This is a genomic window from Planococcus maritimus (assembly GCF_001592825.1).
Lineage (GTDB): Bacteria > Bacillota > Bacilli > Bacillales_A > Planococcaceae > Planococcus > Planococcus maritimus_C.
This window is the reverse complement of record NZ_LTZG01000001.1, coordinates 413,944-427,502: the sequence shown is the minus strand read 5'-3', so window position 1 is coordinate 427,502 and position 13,559 is coordinate 413,944. Positions and strand designations below refer to the sequence as shown.

17 protein-coding genes are annotated in these 13,559 nt (G+C 46.9%); 12 read left to right on the top strand and 5 right to left on the bottom strand.

Annotation, left to right across the window (positions count from 1 at the left end; translation table 11 throughout):
* Positions 1-25 precede the first annotated feature (25 nt).
* The gene (gene ytvI / locus AY633_RS02195) at positions 26-1,084 is read right to left on the bottom strand and encodes a sporulation integral membrane protein YtvI (protein ID WP_068486100.1); all 1,059 of its coding nucleotides are present in this window, start codon (positions 1,082-1,084) and stop codon (positions 26-28) included.
* Between the two features lie 87 nt (positions 1,085-1,171).
* On the bottom strand, positions 1,172-1,537 hold the full coding sequence (locus AY633_RS02190; protein ID WP_068486098.1) for a YugN family protein: 366 nt from the start codon (positions 1,535-1,537) through the stop codon (positions 1,172-1,174).
* 140 nt (positions 1,538-1,677) lie between these two features.
* Here AY633_RS02190 and AY633_RS02185 point away from each other — a divergent pair, with 140 nt between their 5' ends.
* Together AY633_RS02185 and AY633_RS02180 are read left to right on the top strand one after the other, a co-directional pair.
* The gene (locus AY633_RS02185) at positions 1,678-2,742 is read left to right on the top strand and encodes a CAP domain-containing protein (protein ID WP_068486096.1); all 1,065 of its coding nucleotides are present in this window, start codon (positions 1,678-1,680) and stop codon (positions 2,740-2,742) included.
* A 112-nt stretch (positions 2,743-2,854) separates the two neighbouring features.
* Complete coding sequence (locus tag AY633_RS02180) at positions 2,855-3,301, top strand: YlbF family regulator (RefSeq protein ID WP_068463007.1); 447 nt, start codon at positions 2,855-2,857, stop codon at positions 3,299-3,301.
* A 38-nt stretch (positions 3,302-3,339) separates the two neighbouring features.
* Here the strand turns inward: AY633_RS02180 and AY633_RS02175 are convergent, their stop codons facing one another.
* Positions 3,340-4,254: a glycerophosphodiester phosphodiesterase gene (locus tag AY633_RS02175; RefSeq protein WP_068486094.1), complete on the bottom strand. Its 915-nt coding sequence runs from the start codon at positions 4,252-4,254 to the stop codon at positions 3,340-3,342.
* Positions 4,255-4,379: 125 nt separating this feature from the next.
* Here AY633_RS02175 and AY633_RS02170 point away from each other — a divergent pair, with 125 nt between their 5' ends.
* Positions 4,380-4,652, top strand: a complete 273-nt coding sequence (locus AY633_RS02170) for a YlbG family protein (protein WP_058383491.1) — start codon at positions 4,380-4,382, stop codon at positions 4,650-4,652.
* On the opposite strand, the gene AY633_RS02165 is transcribed toward AY633_RS02170, so the two are convergent.
* On the bottom strand, positions 4,653-5,033 hold the full coding sequence (locus AY633_RS02165; RefSeq protein ID WP_068486092.1) for a DUF7147 family protein: 381 nt from the start codon (positions 5,031-5,033) through the stop codon (positions 4,653-4,655).
* Positions 5,034-5,116: 83 nt separating this feature from the next.
* Here AY633_RS02165 and rsmD point away from each other — a divergent pair, with 83 nt between their 5' ends.
* Genes rsmD through AY633_RS02150 form a run of 3 tightly spaced genes read left to right on the top strand, consistent with a single transcriptional unit; the run spans position 5,117 to position 7,245 of the window.
* Positions 5,117-5,692, top strand: a complete 576-nt coding sequence (gene rsmD / locus AY633_RS02160) for a 16S rRNA (guanine(966)-N(2))-methyltransferase RsmD (RefSeq protein WP_068486090.1) — start codon at positions 5,117-5,119, stop codon at positions 5,690-5,692.
* Positions 5,685-6,164, top strand: coding sequence for a pantetheine-phosphate adenylyltransferase (coaD, locus tag AY633_RS02155; protein WP_068462997.1), 480 nt, complete (start codon positions 5,685-5,687; stop codon positions 6,162-6,164). The genes rsmD and coaD overlap by 8 nt, the downstream gene beginning before the upstream one ends.
* A gap of 55 nt (positions 6,165-6,219) precedes the next feature.
* A complete protein-coding gene (locus AY633_RS02150) occupies positions 6,220-7,245 on the top strand; it encodes a SepM family pheromone-processing serine protease (protein WP_068486087.1) in 1,026 nt (341 codons plus the stop codon).
* Here the strand turns inward: AY633_RS02150 and AY633_RS02145 are convergent.
* Positions 7,218-8,432, bottom strand: coding sequence for a nucleotidyltransferase (locus tag AY633_RS02145; RefSeq protein WP_068486085.1), 1,215 nt, complete (start codon positions 8,430-8,432; stop codon positions 7,218-7,220). The two genes, AY633_RS02150 and AY633_RS02145, sit on opposite strands and share 28 nt — an antisense overlap.
* Positions 8,433-8,559: 127 nt before the next feature.
* Between AY633_RS02145 and AY633_RS02140 the strand changes: the two genes are divergently transcribed.
* From AY633_RS02140 to AY633_RS02120, 6 genes are all read left to right on the top strand, one after another.
* Positions 8,560-9,096, top strand: coding sequence for a YceD family protein (locus AY633_RS02140; RefSeq protein ID WP_068462992.1), 537 nt, complete (start codon positions 8,560-8,562; stop codon positions 9,094-9,096).
* A 24-nt stretch (positions 9,097-9,120) separates the two neighbouring features.
* Positions 9,121-9,297: a 50S ribosomal protein L32 gene (gene rpmF / locus AY633_RS16315; protein ID WP_082799159.1), complete on the top strand. Its 177-nt coding sequence runs from the start codon at positions 9,121-9,123 to the stop codon at positions 9,295-9,297.
* A gap of 103 nt (positions 9,298-9,400) precedes the next feature.
* Positions 9,401-10,153, top strand: coding sequence for an enoyl-CoA hydratase/isomerase family protein (locus tag AY633_RS02135; protein ID WP_068486083.1), 753 nt, complete (start codon positions 9,401-9,403; stop codon positions 10,151-10,153).
* A 158-nt stretch (positions 10,154-10,311) separates the two neighbouring features.
* A complete protein-coding gene (locus AY633_RS02130; RefSeq protein WP_068486081.1) occupies positions 10,312-11,661 on the top strand; it encodes an acetyl-CoA carboxylase biotin carboxylase subunit in 1,350 nt (449 codons plus the stop codon).
* Complete coding sequence (locus tag AY633_RS02125; RefSeq protein ID WP_068462986.1) at positions 11,658-11,873, top strand: acetyl-CoA carboxylase biotin carboxyl carrier protein subunit; 216 nt, start codon at positions 11,658-11,660, stop codon at positions 11,871-11,873. The genes AY633_RS02130 and AY633_RS02125 overlap by 4 nt, the downstream gene beginning before the upstream one ends.
* Before the next feature lie 28 nt (positions 11,874-11,901).
* Positions 11,902-13,452, top strand: coding sequence for an acyl-CoA carboxylase subunit beta (locus tag AY633_RS02120; RefSeq protein WP_068486079.1), 1,551 nt, complete (start codon positions 11,902-11,904; stop codon positions 13,450-13,452).
* The last annotated feature ends 107 nt before the right edge of the window (positions 13,453-13,559 follow it).

Here is a 13,559-nt window from a genome sequence, read left to right as displayed (position 1 = left end):
TTGCTCAGTGCTTTTTATATAGAGGTTAAACTTTGAATTCCATTTTGATGATACCGGCTTCGCGTGCGGATGTGAAAAGAATGACCAATAAAGGACCGATGAAAAAGCCTAGGAAGCCGATTAATTGAAGGCCGATGAACATGGCAATTAATGTTGCAAGGGGAGAAAGGCCAATTTGAGTTCCCATCACTTTCGGTTCGACCGTTCTTCTGATGACTAAGAGGACTAAGGCCAAAATAGCCAACTGCGTGCCCTGGACGATGTCTCCGACAATGAACATATAGATGAACCATGGCGTCAAGACGATGATTGATCCTAAAATCGGTATGAAGTCGATGACCCAAATAACGAGCGACATGACCAAAGCATATTCTGGTGCGATAAATAATAAAGCGATCAATGCCACGGCAAAGACAATCAAGCTGACAAGAAACTGGGCTTTTAAAAAGCCAAAAATAACGTTATTCAGCCTGGCGACCATGAAGCGTACTTTCTCAGCTGTTGATTCTTTCATACGGTTAAACATCATGCCTTTCAAATCCATTAAATCGAGCATGAACAGGAACAAGGCGATGAGAAAAACGATGAAGCTCACTAAAAAAGAAGGAATGCCGGTCAATAAATTGGTCACCGTATCGTAATTGACAAAGGTTAAGATCCAGTCGCGAATCCCCTCTGCGAAAGCGATCATTTCTGTTTCAAAAGAATTAACGACTTCGACGGGCATTTCCGCAGTAGAGCGCAAAAAGAATGCTTCTACTTCGCCCCACATATGCGAGAGGGAATTGGTATACTCAGGAACCATTTTAGAAAATTGTATAATTTGCCCAATCAATTGCGTAATGATCCAGTAAACCAAGCCAGAAGCGATGACAAGGAATAGGATGAACACCGTGATAACTGCGCCTTTCCGGTCCCATTTGAATCTTTTTTGTACAAACTTAACAAAAGGTTCAAGGAGGATGGCGGTAAGCAATGCGATGATCAAAGGGACTGCAATCGGCAATATGTATATAGAGATTAACACTATTATAGCGATGACCAGCAATATGGTTGCCAGTTTTTTATTAAACCACTTGCCCACGATAAACCTCCTTCAATTGGTTGCGTAACATTCTATGCCAAAGCATTTGTTTAAAAAAACCGCAGTTCGTATTGAACTGCGGAAATTTTATGCTTTAATTTCGAACTCGGCAACTTCTTTTTTAATGGAAGCCAAAATTTCAGCACCCGTTTTCAAAAGGTGATCCGGGAAATGTTCGTCTTCGCCGTATTCGACACCGTGCGGGTAGTAATGCTTGCCAATAACTGGCTTCAAAACGCGGACAGTCGCATCGTTGGCATCGACATCTCCATCGATGGCATATGCAAACACGCGCAGGTAATAAGTGCCTTCACGGACGATAAATTTGCGGTCGTATGTGACGCGCTCATAATCCCACTGGCCTTCTTTCGTTAAGCCATGCTTGTTCATGATGTCTTCAAGCAATGTAATATCCACTTCGATGTTCTCTAGTCCTGTATTTTCAAAATACATGGGATCTCCTCCTCTATAACAAAAAAAGACTGAATGCTCCTTTAATAATAGATCATATTTTGGGTACATGCAATGGCTAGATTGTGTCAGAATGCAGGCGGCTGTTATAATGGGGAAAATGGGTGTCAGGAGCTGATTCAGTGAAGGACTTGTTACGCATCATGATTTTCTTGGCGATTGTCCTTATTGGACTGTTTTACTTGGACCCGTCAATCAGCGAGAACGAATTATTGGAAGCGCCGCGCCCGGCGGATCCTTTGCCGGCTGATAATTTGATGGACCCGGTCCTTGATGTGGACAGGCCAGCAAGTGGGCTTTCTGTCCATATCGGTGAGCCGGCGGAAGAATGGCTGGCAGAGCATGGCAAGCCAGACCGTATCGAGCCTTCTGCGTTCGCTTACGAATGGTGGGTATACGATACCGCATATTCTAATTTTGTCATGGTCGGAGTGAAGGAAGGGCGCATTGTCCAAATATATGCCGCTGGGGAGTCTACGGATGTCGAGCCCTATACGATTGGGCAAACCTTAGCCGAGCTGTACAGGTTCACAATTGTCGAAAACGAAGTGACCGTCAAATACGGCACCAATACCTATACATTCAATTTAAGCGAGCAGGACATGGACAAACGGATTCTGGTCAGCTTTGAAGATCTTTATGCGCAATTGTATATTGACGCGGAAGACCAGCAATTAGAAGCAGTCAGGTTTATGGACGCTGAGACGCTGATCCGCCATCAGCCTTACGATATGATGTATTCTGGAGATTTACTCGTGACGCCAAGGCCATCATCGACTTTACAGCGATCGATCGATGATGCCAATGCGAAACAATTGGTCGATTTGACGAATGTCTATCGGCTTCGCCATCATCGTTCCTTAGTTAAAGAGAACGTCGGCATCGGCATATTGGCTGAGCAGACGAGCGAGGAAATGGCGCGCATGGAATTCACATCCGCAGAGATGGAAGTAGAAGATCTTGAAGCCCGTCTGCAAGGGGCAGATATCCCTTTTGACCTGGCCGCAATCAATACTGCTTCACGGTATTATGATGCAGCAGAGACTTTACATGGGTGGTTCAACTCCTCGAACCACCGGGAAACTTTGTTAAATACGCAATACAACCAAATAGGTGTCGGTGTATTCGGCAAGTACTACAGCCAAATTTTGCTGAAACAAGATCCAAGTGTACATGAAAGCCAATAGGGCAGTAATTGCTCGCGAGTGACCGAATGGGCTAGCATCGTATTCGGAAGTGAACAGTATATGAATCCGGAAAACAATCTGATATGATGAAAGCGTAGAGGAGGAATGCAAAGTGATCATGACCTACGAATGGGTTAGTATAACTGACTCTGCGGACGAGCTGAGTGAAATGATACTGCAATCAGAGCAGGCTGCGACATACCGCGATGCCTATGACTCTGTCTATAGCGATACACAATTGGCAAGAGAGATCCACGACTTCGCCAGGCTAAAGGAACTGTACGAGGAAGTGCAGCGCTTCGGCAAATACCACCCTGATTACAAACGGGTGATGAAGCAGATCCGAGTCGACAAACGCCGGCTGGATTTGAATGAGAAAGTGGCAGAGCTGCGGCTCGCGGAAAATGAACTGCAAGACTTGATGGATCAAGTTAGCTTCATTCTCGGCCGGTCGGTGTCAGAAGCGGTCAAGATTCCCTCGAGCAATCCATTCTTTTCATCGGATTCTTCTTGCGGAAGCGGCTGCGGCACAGGTGGCGGCTGTTCTTGTTCGGCATAATAAAAAAACTGCAACCCCATCGGGTTGCAGTTTTTTTATTAGCGTGTTTCCTCAAGTGCTGAGATTAATTCGATAGCGATATCAGGGCGGTCCGTGATGATGCCTTTTGCACCAGCGTGGATCAGCTTCTCCATCGATTCCTTGTCATCGATGACCCAATAATGGACCGGGACATTCAAGCGGTCCAAAAAGGCGATGAACCGTGCAGAATCAAGGCGGAATACCGAATGCTTCACTGGAATTTGCAAGACATCCGCACGCGGTGCATACAGATGGCCGAACTGGCTATTGAAGGAAGCGAATGCCTTGCGCACTTCATTTTCCCCGGCACCAAGTGCGACACGGTTTTGTGCGTATAAATTGAAGCGGTCGATTTGTTCGTCGTAGAAGCTAGTGACGACGACGCGGTCTTCTGCACCCAAGGATTCAATCAAGCGCCATAGTTTGGAGGGTACTAGACTGCCCTCATACGTATCTGGCGCATCTTTAATGTCGATGTTGATATACATCTGAGGGAATTTTTCCATCAATTCACGCAGAAGGACAACTTTTTCGCCTTTTCCGCGATAGGAATGTTCACCATGCTCATCGACGAAATGATAACCAAGGTCAAGTGTGCGTAATTCATCGAGCGTCATTTCAGCTACGCGACCGGCAGAACCGGAAGTGCGGTCGACGAATTCGTCGTGGAATACCAAAATTTCTTCGTCATTCGTCATGCGGATATCGATTTCAAATCCGTGGACCCCGAGTTCTGCTGCACGGTCAAAGGCAGCCATTGTATGTTCCGGCGCGAGCGAACTGCCGCCGCGATGGGCCAAGACGATTGGATGTCCATAATCGAGAACGGCTTTTTGCGGCCGTTTCTGCGGTTCGGTAAATGCTTTTGAGCCAGCCCATGCTGCGGCGCCGACAGCGGCTGCTGCCAGGCCGATTTTCGTTTTCTTACCCATTATGTATTACCTCCTGTTTTGGTAGTATCCACATTATAGCGGAACGCTCTACTTGCTGTCAGTTTATTCGGTTGCGGCTTTTTTTAGACCTATGGTATTCTAGACTTTAGAAAAGAGGGATAGATATGCATGATCGCCAAGGTCTGATTGTCTATGTGCATCAGCTCAAACAAGCAAAATCGCTGCGGAAGTATGGGCACGTCCATTTCATTTCCCGCAAATTGAAATATGTTGTTGTCTATATGGACCAGGATAAAATTGAAGCCACGAAAGAAAAACTATCCAAACTGCCGTATGTCAAGAAAGTGCTGGAATCCCAGCGTCCTTTCCTTAAAACGGAATACGAAAACGCCAAGCCGGATAAAGCAAAAGAATACGATTATAAAATCGGCTTGTGATCATTGCATCGGCGGAATATAATGGTTGAGCCTGAGGATGGCAATGAGATGGCCAAAATAAAGTTTGGTGTCAGCATATTGCGAGGAATGTTTAACGTCCATGCGAATTGGCTCATGGCCTAATTGCTTGACTGTTTCCTCGAACACCGCCAGTCGCTTTGACCCGTCGGGTATGCCTTCTCTGCATAGATAAATCGGCATGAAATTGCCTTCTAGTGCTGGGCGGAAGGCAGCAGCAACGGAAACGACGGGCTGGCTGTCTTTCGTTTTTGAAACGAAAACGAATCCATGCATGAACCTTTCTTTATTGCTCTCCATTAATTGGCGAAGTTCATATATATCGCCGTACCCTTCTCCGAGCTCGATAAAACGTTGTATCATTTAAAACACGTCCTTTCCAGAATTCATTCTAACATTAAGGACAGCACTTGCAGTACTAAAATGATAAAGTAAGAGGCGATAATATGCGTGTAGTAGCAGGGCAAGCGAAAGGCTTACCTTTGAAAGCGGTTCCGGGAAATTCAACGAGGCCGACAACCGATAAAGTAAAAGAATCTATTTTTAACATGATTGGCCCTTTTTTTGACGGTGGAACAGCAGTAGACTTGTTTGCCGGTAGCGGTGGCCTTGGCATTGAAGCTTTGAGCCGCGGTATCGATCGAGTGATTTTCACCGACAAAGACAAAAAAGCCGTGGAAACGATCCACGCAAATCTGGAAAAAACCAGACTGCAAGAATCGGCGGAAGTATACAAGGCTGATGCCGAACGCGGCTTGAAAGCCATGAAAAAAAATGGCGTAAAGGCGCGTTTATTGTTTCTCGATCCGCCTTATCACATGGAAAAATCGTACGGCCTAATGGCAAAAGCGGTTGAACTGGGCCTTCTTGAAGACGGAGCCATCATCGTCTGCGAACATGAGCGTGATATTGAGCTGCCAGACGAAACAGCAGGATGTATCCGATATAAAAAGGAATTATATGGAAATACCGTTATTTCAATTTACCGCTACCAGGGGGAAGAGGGAGAAAGCATTGACTAAAATTGCAGTAGTACCGGGAAGTTTCGATCCGATTACGATGGGCCATTTGGACATTGTTAAACGGGCAGCGTCCATTTTCGATGAAGTGAAAGTGGTAGTCATGAACAATTCCTCGAAAAACCCATTATTTGATGTAGACGAACGGATGGCATTGATTGCGGAAGTGACCAAGTCCATTCCGAATGTGACCGTGGATTCGTTTGCTGGCTTACTGATTGACTACGCGGTAGAAGTACAAGCCAATTCGATTATCCGCGGCTTGCGTGCCGTGTCGGATTTCGAATACGAGATGCAAATCACCTCCATGAACCGTTTTTTGAATGAAAACATCGAAACCTTGTTTATGGTGTCCAACAACCAATATTCTTTCCTTAGTTCGAGCATCGTCAAGGAAGTGGCAAAATACCAAGGCAAAATTTCCGGACTGGTACCGGAAGCAGTGGAAAAAGCATTAATAGAAAAGTTCAAATAAGTCACGTACTACGTGGCTTTTTATTGTGGTGTGAACAAAAAGGAGAGGGTATGCGTTGAAAAGTAAAAAGCTATGGTTTTTTGTGCTAGTGATGGCGCTTGTCGTATTTGTCAGCTCCTACCGGCTGGATGCGTATATTTCACGCCCGGGAGATGCATATGAGCTATCGCCTCTTGTGGAAGTGGCAGGGCGTGATGAAGATGATGCAGGCACGCTTAGCCTGATGACTGTTACCATGTTCAATGCCACGCCAGCATTATACGTAATGGCTCAATTCCAGGAAGGTTATAAAGTGCTGGACCCGGAACAAGTGAGAAGTCCTCATGAAAGTGATGAAGAATACAATGTTAGGCAATTGAAGCTTATGTCCGACTCCCAAGTCAATGCGCTGCAAATAGCCTTTGAAGAGGCGGGCAAACCGTATGAAGTATTGAGCAAAGGCGTCTTTATCATGAATGTGCTAGAAGACGGGGCTGCTGCTGGGATATTGTCCCCTGGAGACCGGTTATTGGAAATTGATGGCCAGGCCTACGGTTCGATGGAAGAATTTCTTGATTATCTAAGCGGAAAAAACGTGGGGGATGAAGTGGAATTGTTGATAGAGCGCGATGAGCGCACCATCACGCAAAAAGTCACACTCGCCCCACTGCCGACAGAGCCTGAGCGCGCGGGCATCGGCATTTCTTTTGTAGAAGACAAGGAAATTGAAACGACTCCGAATGTTACGATTGATTCCGATGCCATCGGTGGTCCGTCCGCGGGGCTCATGTTCACTCTGGAAATCTTGAATCAATTGCTAGATGAAGATATTACCCATGGCTACGACATTGCCGGCACCGGAACGATGGAGAGCGATGGAACGGTTGGGCGCATCGGTGGGATCGACCAAAAAGTCATTGCGGCAGACCGTGCGGATATCGATATCTTTTTTGCACCGGATGATGAGGCCGACTCTGGCTCGCCAAGTAATTTTGACCTAGCAGTAGAGACGGCAGAGAAAATTGGCACAGATATGGAGATCGTTCCTGTCACCGACATCGATGCGGCACTCGATTATTTGTCGGAACTTTCGCCCAGGTAAATCGGCGGTGTCGTGTATTCTTTTTTTAATGAGTCTGCGCCAATCGCTTGAAGGTAAAGTGTTGAGGCGCGAATATCGAGCTGTCCCATATTCCCGGTCAAATCAGCAGCACGGCTGATGATAGGGAGTGGGATGGCTTTTTTCTGTCCGTTCAAGTAACGTCTGCCATGCTGTGTCATGCCGAGCAAGCGAATATACTCCGGATGTTTAATGGCTTGTGCTTCCTGTTGTGTGTAGCCAGTGAAAATATGCGTCAACATGCGCTGTATGCGCGTTCGAGTAAAGCGTTTGCTTTTCACCCGGTCAATGAAGGCATCGAAGGTTTCCGAACGTTTTGCCGCCTCATGGATTAAATTTTCAATGCCTTCTGTCACTTCGGCAAAACGGGAAAGTGCTTTTGGCCCTTCACGTAGAATCGTAAAACGCAGCATCGGATAAAATCTTTGCCAATCGACAAAGCCTTGCTGCTCCGAGTGAACACGTTCAAGCAGTCGAATACTGCTCGAAGGCAAATAAGGCGAGAGTTGGGTGAGCTCTTCACCTTCAAAAAAGGCATTGCGGATACCGGTCGCACTGGCAATCGCGACACCGGGCTCTAGTGGGTCATGATAGCCTGCACCGATGCGCTGGATCGTCAATGGTTTTATCGGACTGTTGAGCTTGTGAGCGGCTTCGATATAATGATAGCCAAGAATATTGTTCGGTTTGGTCAAATCGGCATAATCCTCACTGCCTTTTGTCAAAGTCAAGTAAGCATCGTTCAGCGCTTTCGGGTAGCTGATTCCTGTCTGGATCCTATCGTGGATAATCTGGTTGTAGCGCTCTCTTTCTGTGCTCAATAGTTCCAGGCTCTTTAAAAACGGTTCTATTGTGCCTTGCTCGCTCCCGAAGCAAAAAGAAGAACATCCAGCCGCATCGAGCAATTCGATAGCACCTCGCGCAAACTCAGAAGCCTGTGCCGTTGCAAAAGCATAGGGCAGTTCAATGACTACATCAACGCCGGCTGACAATGCCATTTCCGTACGCGTCCATTTGTCGGCAAACGCAGGCTCCCCACGCTGAAGAAACTGACCGCTCATGACGGCTATGACGATGTCAGCGCCTAACTGTTCTTTTGCTTTTGCCGCGTGATGCAAATGACCATTATGAAAAGGGTTATATTCAACAACGATTCCTGTCGCTTTCATTACAGCACCTTCTTTTGGTATGATTAATTCTAGTATAACGATGAGCGAATTATGGTGACAAGATTTTTTCTTGACATCGTTTGTTCTACATTATATAATCAACTTTGTTGTCTTGAGGTGATTACTTATGAAAATAGCGATTCAACAGCTACAAAAGTATCGTAACGACGGGATGCCAATTGACCAGTATGTTCAATTGGATGAGGCGAAAAAGCGCAATAGTGATATTCGCGCCGTATCTCCTATACACGTCACAGGACACTGTACGATTGGTTCGCAACAAATGACGTGCATGCTTCATCTTGAAGGGACGCTAACGCTGCCCTGTGCAAGAACTTGGGAAGATGTCGAATATCCGATCAGCATCGACACTGTGGAAATCTTCGATTGGTCTGAAAAAGGCCGCGAAGAAGGCGAGAACGAATACGTTCACACTGTAACGACTGAAGTTATCAATCTTCAGCCGATTTTAGAAGAGCTGATCGCCCTTGAAGTGCCTATACAGGTCTTTAAGGAAGACTCGGAACAAACCGTCATCAAAGGCGGCAATGACTGGTCTTATTTGTCAGACGAAGAAGTTCAAGCTGAGAAGGAAGAAGCACAATCAAAACCGGATCCAAGACTGGCTGATTTAGCCAAGTATTTCGATCAGACAGATGAATAGAATCACTGTAAGGAGGTGTCACCAATGGCTGTACCGTTCAGAAGAACATCCAAAACCGCTAAAAGAAAACGCCGTACGCATTTCAAGCTTTCCGTACCTGGTATGGTAGCGTGCCCAAGCTGTGGCGAAAGTAAATTGGCTCACCATGTCTGCAAAGCATGTGGATCATACAAAGGCAAAGAAGTAGTAGCTAGCAAATAAAACAGTATTTGCTAAGAAAAAGGTTATCTGGAGGCCATGGCTCCGGATAACCTTTTTCATTTGCTTAAAAACAGGTAAAATAAAACCTGAGGTGAGCAAAACCATGGCATATACAATTGAAAATCATGATGGAATACTGACTTTTACCATCGACCGGCCGCATATCCGCAATGCCGTCAACGAACAAGTAATGGTAGGCTTGGAAGAACTGGCTGTCCGCGCAAGGGAACAAGACATCCGCTTTGTCATCATCACCGCAACAGGTGAGCAGGCATTTTGTTCAGGCGGAGACTTGTCTGTGTTCCATGAACTGAAGACCGAACAGCAAGCTTGGCCGATGCTCAACCGAATGGGAGAAGCGTTGTATCGCATCAAAACGATTCCCGTCCCGGTCATCGCACTCATTAACGGCATGGCAGTTGGTGGCGGCTGTGAGATTGCGACCGCTTGCGATTACCGGCTGGTCAAAAGCCATGCCAAATGCGGGTTTATTCAAGGCACATTGGCGATCACGAGCGGATGGGGCGGAGGTACTTATTTGTTTGAAACGATTAAGCATGATGCGGCTCTTAAAATGCTCGCAGATTCCCGTGCTTATTCGTCAGCCGAATTGCTGGATAATGGCTGGGCAACGGCTATCGTCGAAGATGACCTTGATATCGATCGATTCTTGGCATCGATGAACCGCATCCTGCCGTCTGTGCACCGTGCGTATAAAGCGATGGCTATTCGTAAATGGCAGGAAACGAATTTAAAACAACGGGTCGACCAGGAAATCGAGGAATGCGCTCGGTTATGGGCACAAGATGAGCATCATCAAGCAGTAGACAGATTCTTGAATAAAAGCAAAAAATAAATCTCCTACGGGGGATTTTTTAGTAAAAACGACGGCTCCGGCTTGTGTTGATACAGAATAGGCGGAACATTATGGAAAAAATTTTTTTGAATAGTTGAAATCGCTTACAAAATTCGTATATGCTATAGAAGGGAGAAAACTTAGGGGGTATTTCATACATGAAAAAAATCCTGATTGCCAACCGGGGCGAAATTGCGCGTCGAATAATTCGCACATGCGACCGCCTCGGCATCGAAACCGTTGCAATCCATTCAGAGGCGGATGGGGAACTGCCTTATGTGAGTGAAGCGACAGAAGCGGCAGCGATCGGCCCGAATCCGGTCGCACAGTCTTATTTACAAGCAGACAAAATCATTGAAGAAGCCTTGGAACGCCAAGCAGATGCAATCCATCCGGGCTACGGGCTATTATCGGAAAACGCTGATTTTGCGCGAAAAGTCATAGAAGCGGGACTCCTCTTCATCGGCCCGAAAGCTGAAGTCATCGAGACGATGGGTGATAAGCTCGGCTCGCGGCGCACGATGAAGCAAGCAGGCGTGCCGGTCGTGCCAGGGACAGCTGAAGGGGTATCAGATATTGATGCGGCTGTCTTGGCAGCAAAAGAGATCGGTTATCCGCTGATGTTAAAAGCGAGTGCAGGAGGCGGCGGCATCGGCATGGTGTTGTGTGAAAGTGAGCAAGCGCTCACTCAACAGTTCGATTCGGTCAAGAATCGTGCAAAGGCGTATTTTGGAGATGATATTGTCTATTTAGAAAAGTTCATCGCCAATGCACGTCACATCGAAGTGCAGATCTTCGGGGATGAGTCAGGCAATATCGTTCATTTGTTCGAGCGCAATTGCTCTGTGCAGCGCCGCAATCAAAAAGTTATCGAGGAATCGCCATCACCGGATTTACCGGAATCCGTAAGAGTCAAGCTGTGCGAAGCAGCTGTCCAAGCGGCACGCGCAGTCGGTTACACGAATGCCGGAACGGTCGAATTCATTGTCGATGAAAACAACGACTTTTACTTCCTGGAAATGAACACGCGTCTGCAAGTGGAACATCCAATTACAGAAGAAGTGACAGGCGTTGACTTGGTCGAATGGCAAATTCTTGTGGCCAGGGGCGAATCCTTGCCTGCGCAAGATACCATCCAGTCAAAAGGCCACTCGATTGAATATCGCATTTATGCGGAAGACCCAAAAACTTTCTTCCCATCGCCTGGGACATTATCTGTCTTGAAGTGGGGCGCAGGGGCACGCATCGAGACAGGATACGAAGAAGGCAATAAAGTAACGCCTTTTTACGATCCCATGATTGCCAAAGTGGTGTTGACAGGTGCTACACGGGAAGAGGTGCTGGAGAAATCCAGAACGTTCTTCGATGAAACGGTAATTGAAGGCGTGAAGACCAATTTGCCGCTCTTTGACCGCTTTATTGAATCAACATCATTTGTTAATGGAAATTACGCGACCGCTGTATTAGCTCAGTGGCTTACACAACAAAAGGAGGAAAAAACAGTATGAAACAACTAACAGCATCTATGGCCGGAACGGTCTTGAACATTGCAGTCAACGAAGGGGATTCAGTGTCGGCGGGCCAAACCGTTATGACGTTGGAGTCTATGAAAATGGAGATTCCCGTAGAAGCGGAATTCGGCGGGCAAGTCGAAAAAATCGATGTGGAAGTTGGCGGCTTTGTCAACGAAGGGGACACATTGGTAACGCTCGGCGAATAAGGCATTTGAATCCAAAGGGGTGGAAGAAATGACGAAAACGACTGAAACGACAGGGTATAATACACGGCTCGAAGAAAAGCTTTCCAAGATTTTCGCGGGCGGACAAGAGAAATATCATGAAAAATTGAAAGAAAGCAATAAATTATTTGTCAGAGACCGCTTACAGCTGTTGTTTGATGAAGGCGATTATATTGAAGACGGCCGTTTCGCAAATGTCGAAGCGGGAGATCTTCCAGCTGATGGAGTCGTAACAGCGATCGGCAAAGTAAATGGCGAAACCGTTTGTGTGATGGCGAACGATTCTACCGTTAAAGCAGGATCGTGGGGTTCGCGGACAGTGGAGAAAATCATCCGCATTCAGGAAACGGCTGAAAAAATGCAAGTACCGATGTTGTATTTGGTCGACTCTGCAGGAGCACGTATTACCGATCAATTAGAGATGTTCCCAAACCGCCGCGGCGCTGGGCGTATTTTCCATAATCAAGTGCGCATGTCCGGCATGGTGCCGCAAGTATGCTTGTTGTTCGGTCCATCTGCAGCGGGCGGGGCTTACATCCCTGCATTTTGCGACATCGTCATCATGGTCGAAGGCAACGCTTCCATGTATTTGGGCTCGCCGCGTATGGCTGAAAAAGTCATCGGCGAAAAAGTGTCTCTCGAAGAAATGGGCGGTGCCCGCATGCACTGTACTGTCAGCGGCGTCGGCGATGTGTTAGTTGCGACAGAAGAAGAAGCGATTTCAGAAGCGCGCCGCTATATGGCGTTTTTCCCGGCGAACTTTGCTGGCAAGCCTGAAACAATCGAAGCGAAAGCGAAAAAAGCAGGCCGCAGCCTGGAAGAAATTATTCCAGAAAACCAGAACGCACCATTTGATATGTACGAATTGATTGACCAATTGATCGATGAAGGCAGTTTCTTCGACATTAAAAAGCTGTTCGCGCCGGAATTGATCACCGGCCTTGCCCGAATCGACGGCCAAGTGGTTGGCATCATCGCCAATCAACCGAAAGTAAAAGGCGGCGTATTGTTCGGAGATTCTGCGGACAAAGGCGCCAAGTTCATTAATTTATGCGATGCTTTCTCGATTCCATTGTTGTTCTTGGCTGATGTACCCGGATTTATGATCGGGACGAAAGTCGAACGTGCCGGCATTATCCGCCATGGCGCTAAATTCATCTCCGCGATGAGTGCGGCCACAGTGCCGAAAATCTCGGTCGTTGTCCGCAAAGCCTACGGCGCTGGTTTATATGCTATGGCAGGTCCGGCATTTGAGCCTGATGTCTGTATTGCGCTTCCAACGGCGCAAATTGCCGTTATGGGACCTGAGGCGGCCGTCAATGCAGTTTACTCCAATAAGATTGAAGCCATTGAAGATCCGAAAGAGCGCTTGGCTTACGTTCAGCAAAAGCACCAGGAATATAAAGAAGAAATTAATATTTACCGGTTGGCTTCAGAGCTTATCGTCGATGAAATCGTGGCGCCTTATGCACTTCGCGACGAATTATCGAAGCGCTTGTCGATTTATGCGACAAAAGATTTGCCTTTGCCATATCGAAAACATCCGATCATTCCTGTATAATGAGTAATAGACGTGGAGTCTGCCAAATTGGCAGGCTTCTTTTTTAGCAGACGCATAAACTGCGCGGCGTCTATCTATGATTGCTCTGAAAAAAAGGAGGGGTTTCC

Bases quoted from the DNA above. Each gene is read 5' to 3' on its own strand.
- AY633_RS02140 (WP_068462992.1), top strand. From the start codon at position 8,560: ATGAAAATAGCGATTCAACAGCTACAAAAGTATCGTAACGACGGGATG.
- AY633_RS02175 (WP_068486094.1), bottom strand. From the start codon at position 4,254: ATGGGTAAGAAAACGAAAATCGGCCTGGCAGCAGCCGCTGTCGGCGCC.
- AY633_RS02145 (WP_068486085.1), bottom strand. From the start codon at position 8,432: ATGAAAGCGACAGGAATCGTTGTTGAATATAACCCTTTTCATAATGGT.
- AY633_RS02170 (WP_058383491.1), top strand. From the start codon at position 4,380: ATGCATGATCGCCAAGGTCTGATTGTCTATGTGCATCAGCTCAAACAA.
- AY633_RS02120 (WP_068486079.1), top strand. From the start codon at position 11,902: ATGACGAAAACGACTGAAACGACAGGGTATAATACACGGCTCGAAGAA.
- rsmD (WP_068486090.1), top strand. From the start codon at position 5,117: ATGCGTGTAGTAGCAGGGCAAGCGAAAGGCTTACCTTTGAAAGCGGTT.
- AY633_RS02130 (WP_068486081.1), top strand. From the start codon at position 10,312: ATGAAAAAAATCCTGATTGCCAACCGGGGCGAAATTGCGCGTCGAATA.
- AY633_RS02165 (WP_068486092.1), bottom strand. From the start codon at position 5,033: ATGATACAACGTTTTATCGAGCTCGGAGAAGGGTACGGCGATATATAT.
- AY633_RS02190 (WP_068486098.1), bottom strand. From the start codon at position 1,537: ATGTATTTTGAAAATACAGGACTAGAGAACATCGAAGTGGATATTACA.
- AY633_RS02125 (WP_068462986.1), top strand. From the start codon at position 11,658: ATGAAACAACTAACAGCATCTATGGCCGGAACGGTCTTGAACATTGCA.
- AY633_RS02135 (WP_068486083.1), top strand. From the start codon at position 9,401: ATGGCATATACAATTGAAAATCATGATGGAATACTGACTTTTACCATC.
- rpmF (WP_082799159.1), top strand. From the start codon at position 9,121: ATGGCTGTACCGTTCAGAAGAACATCCAAAACCGCTAAAAGAAAACGC.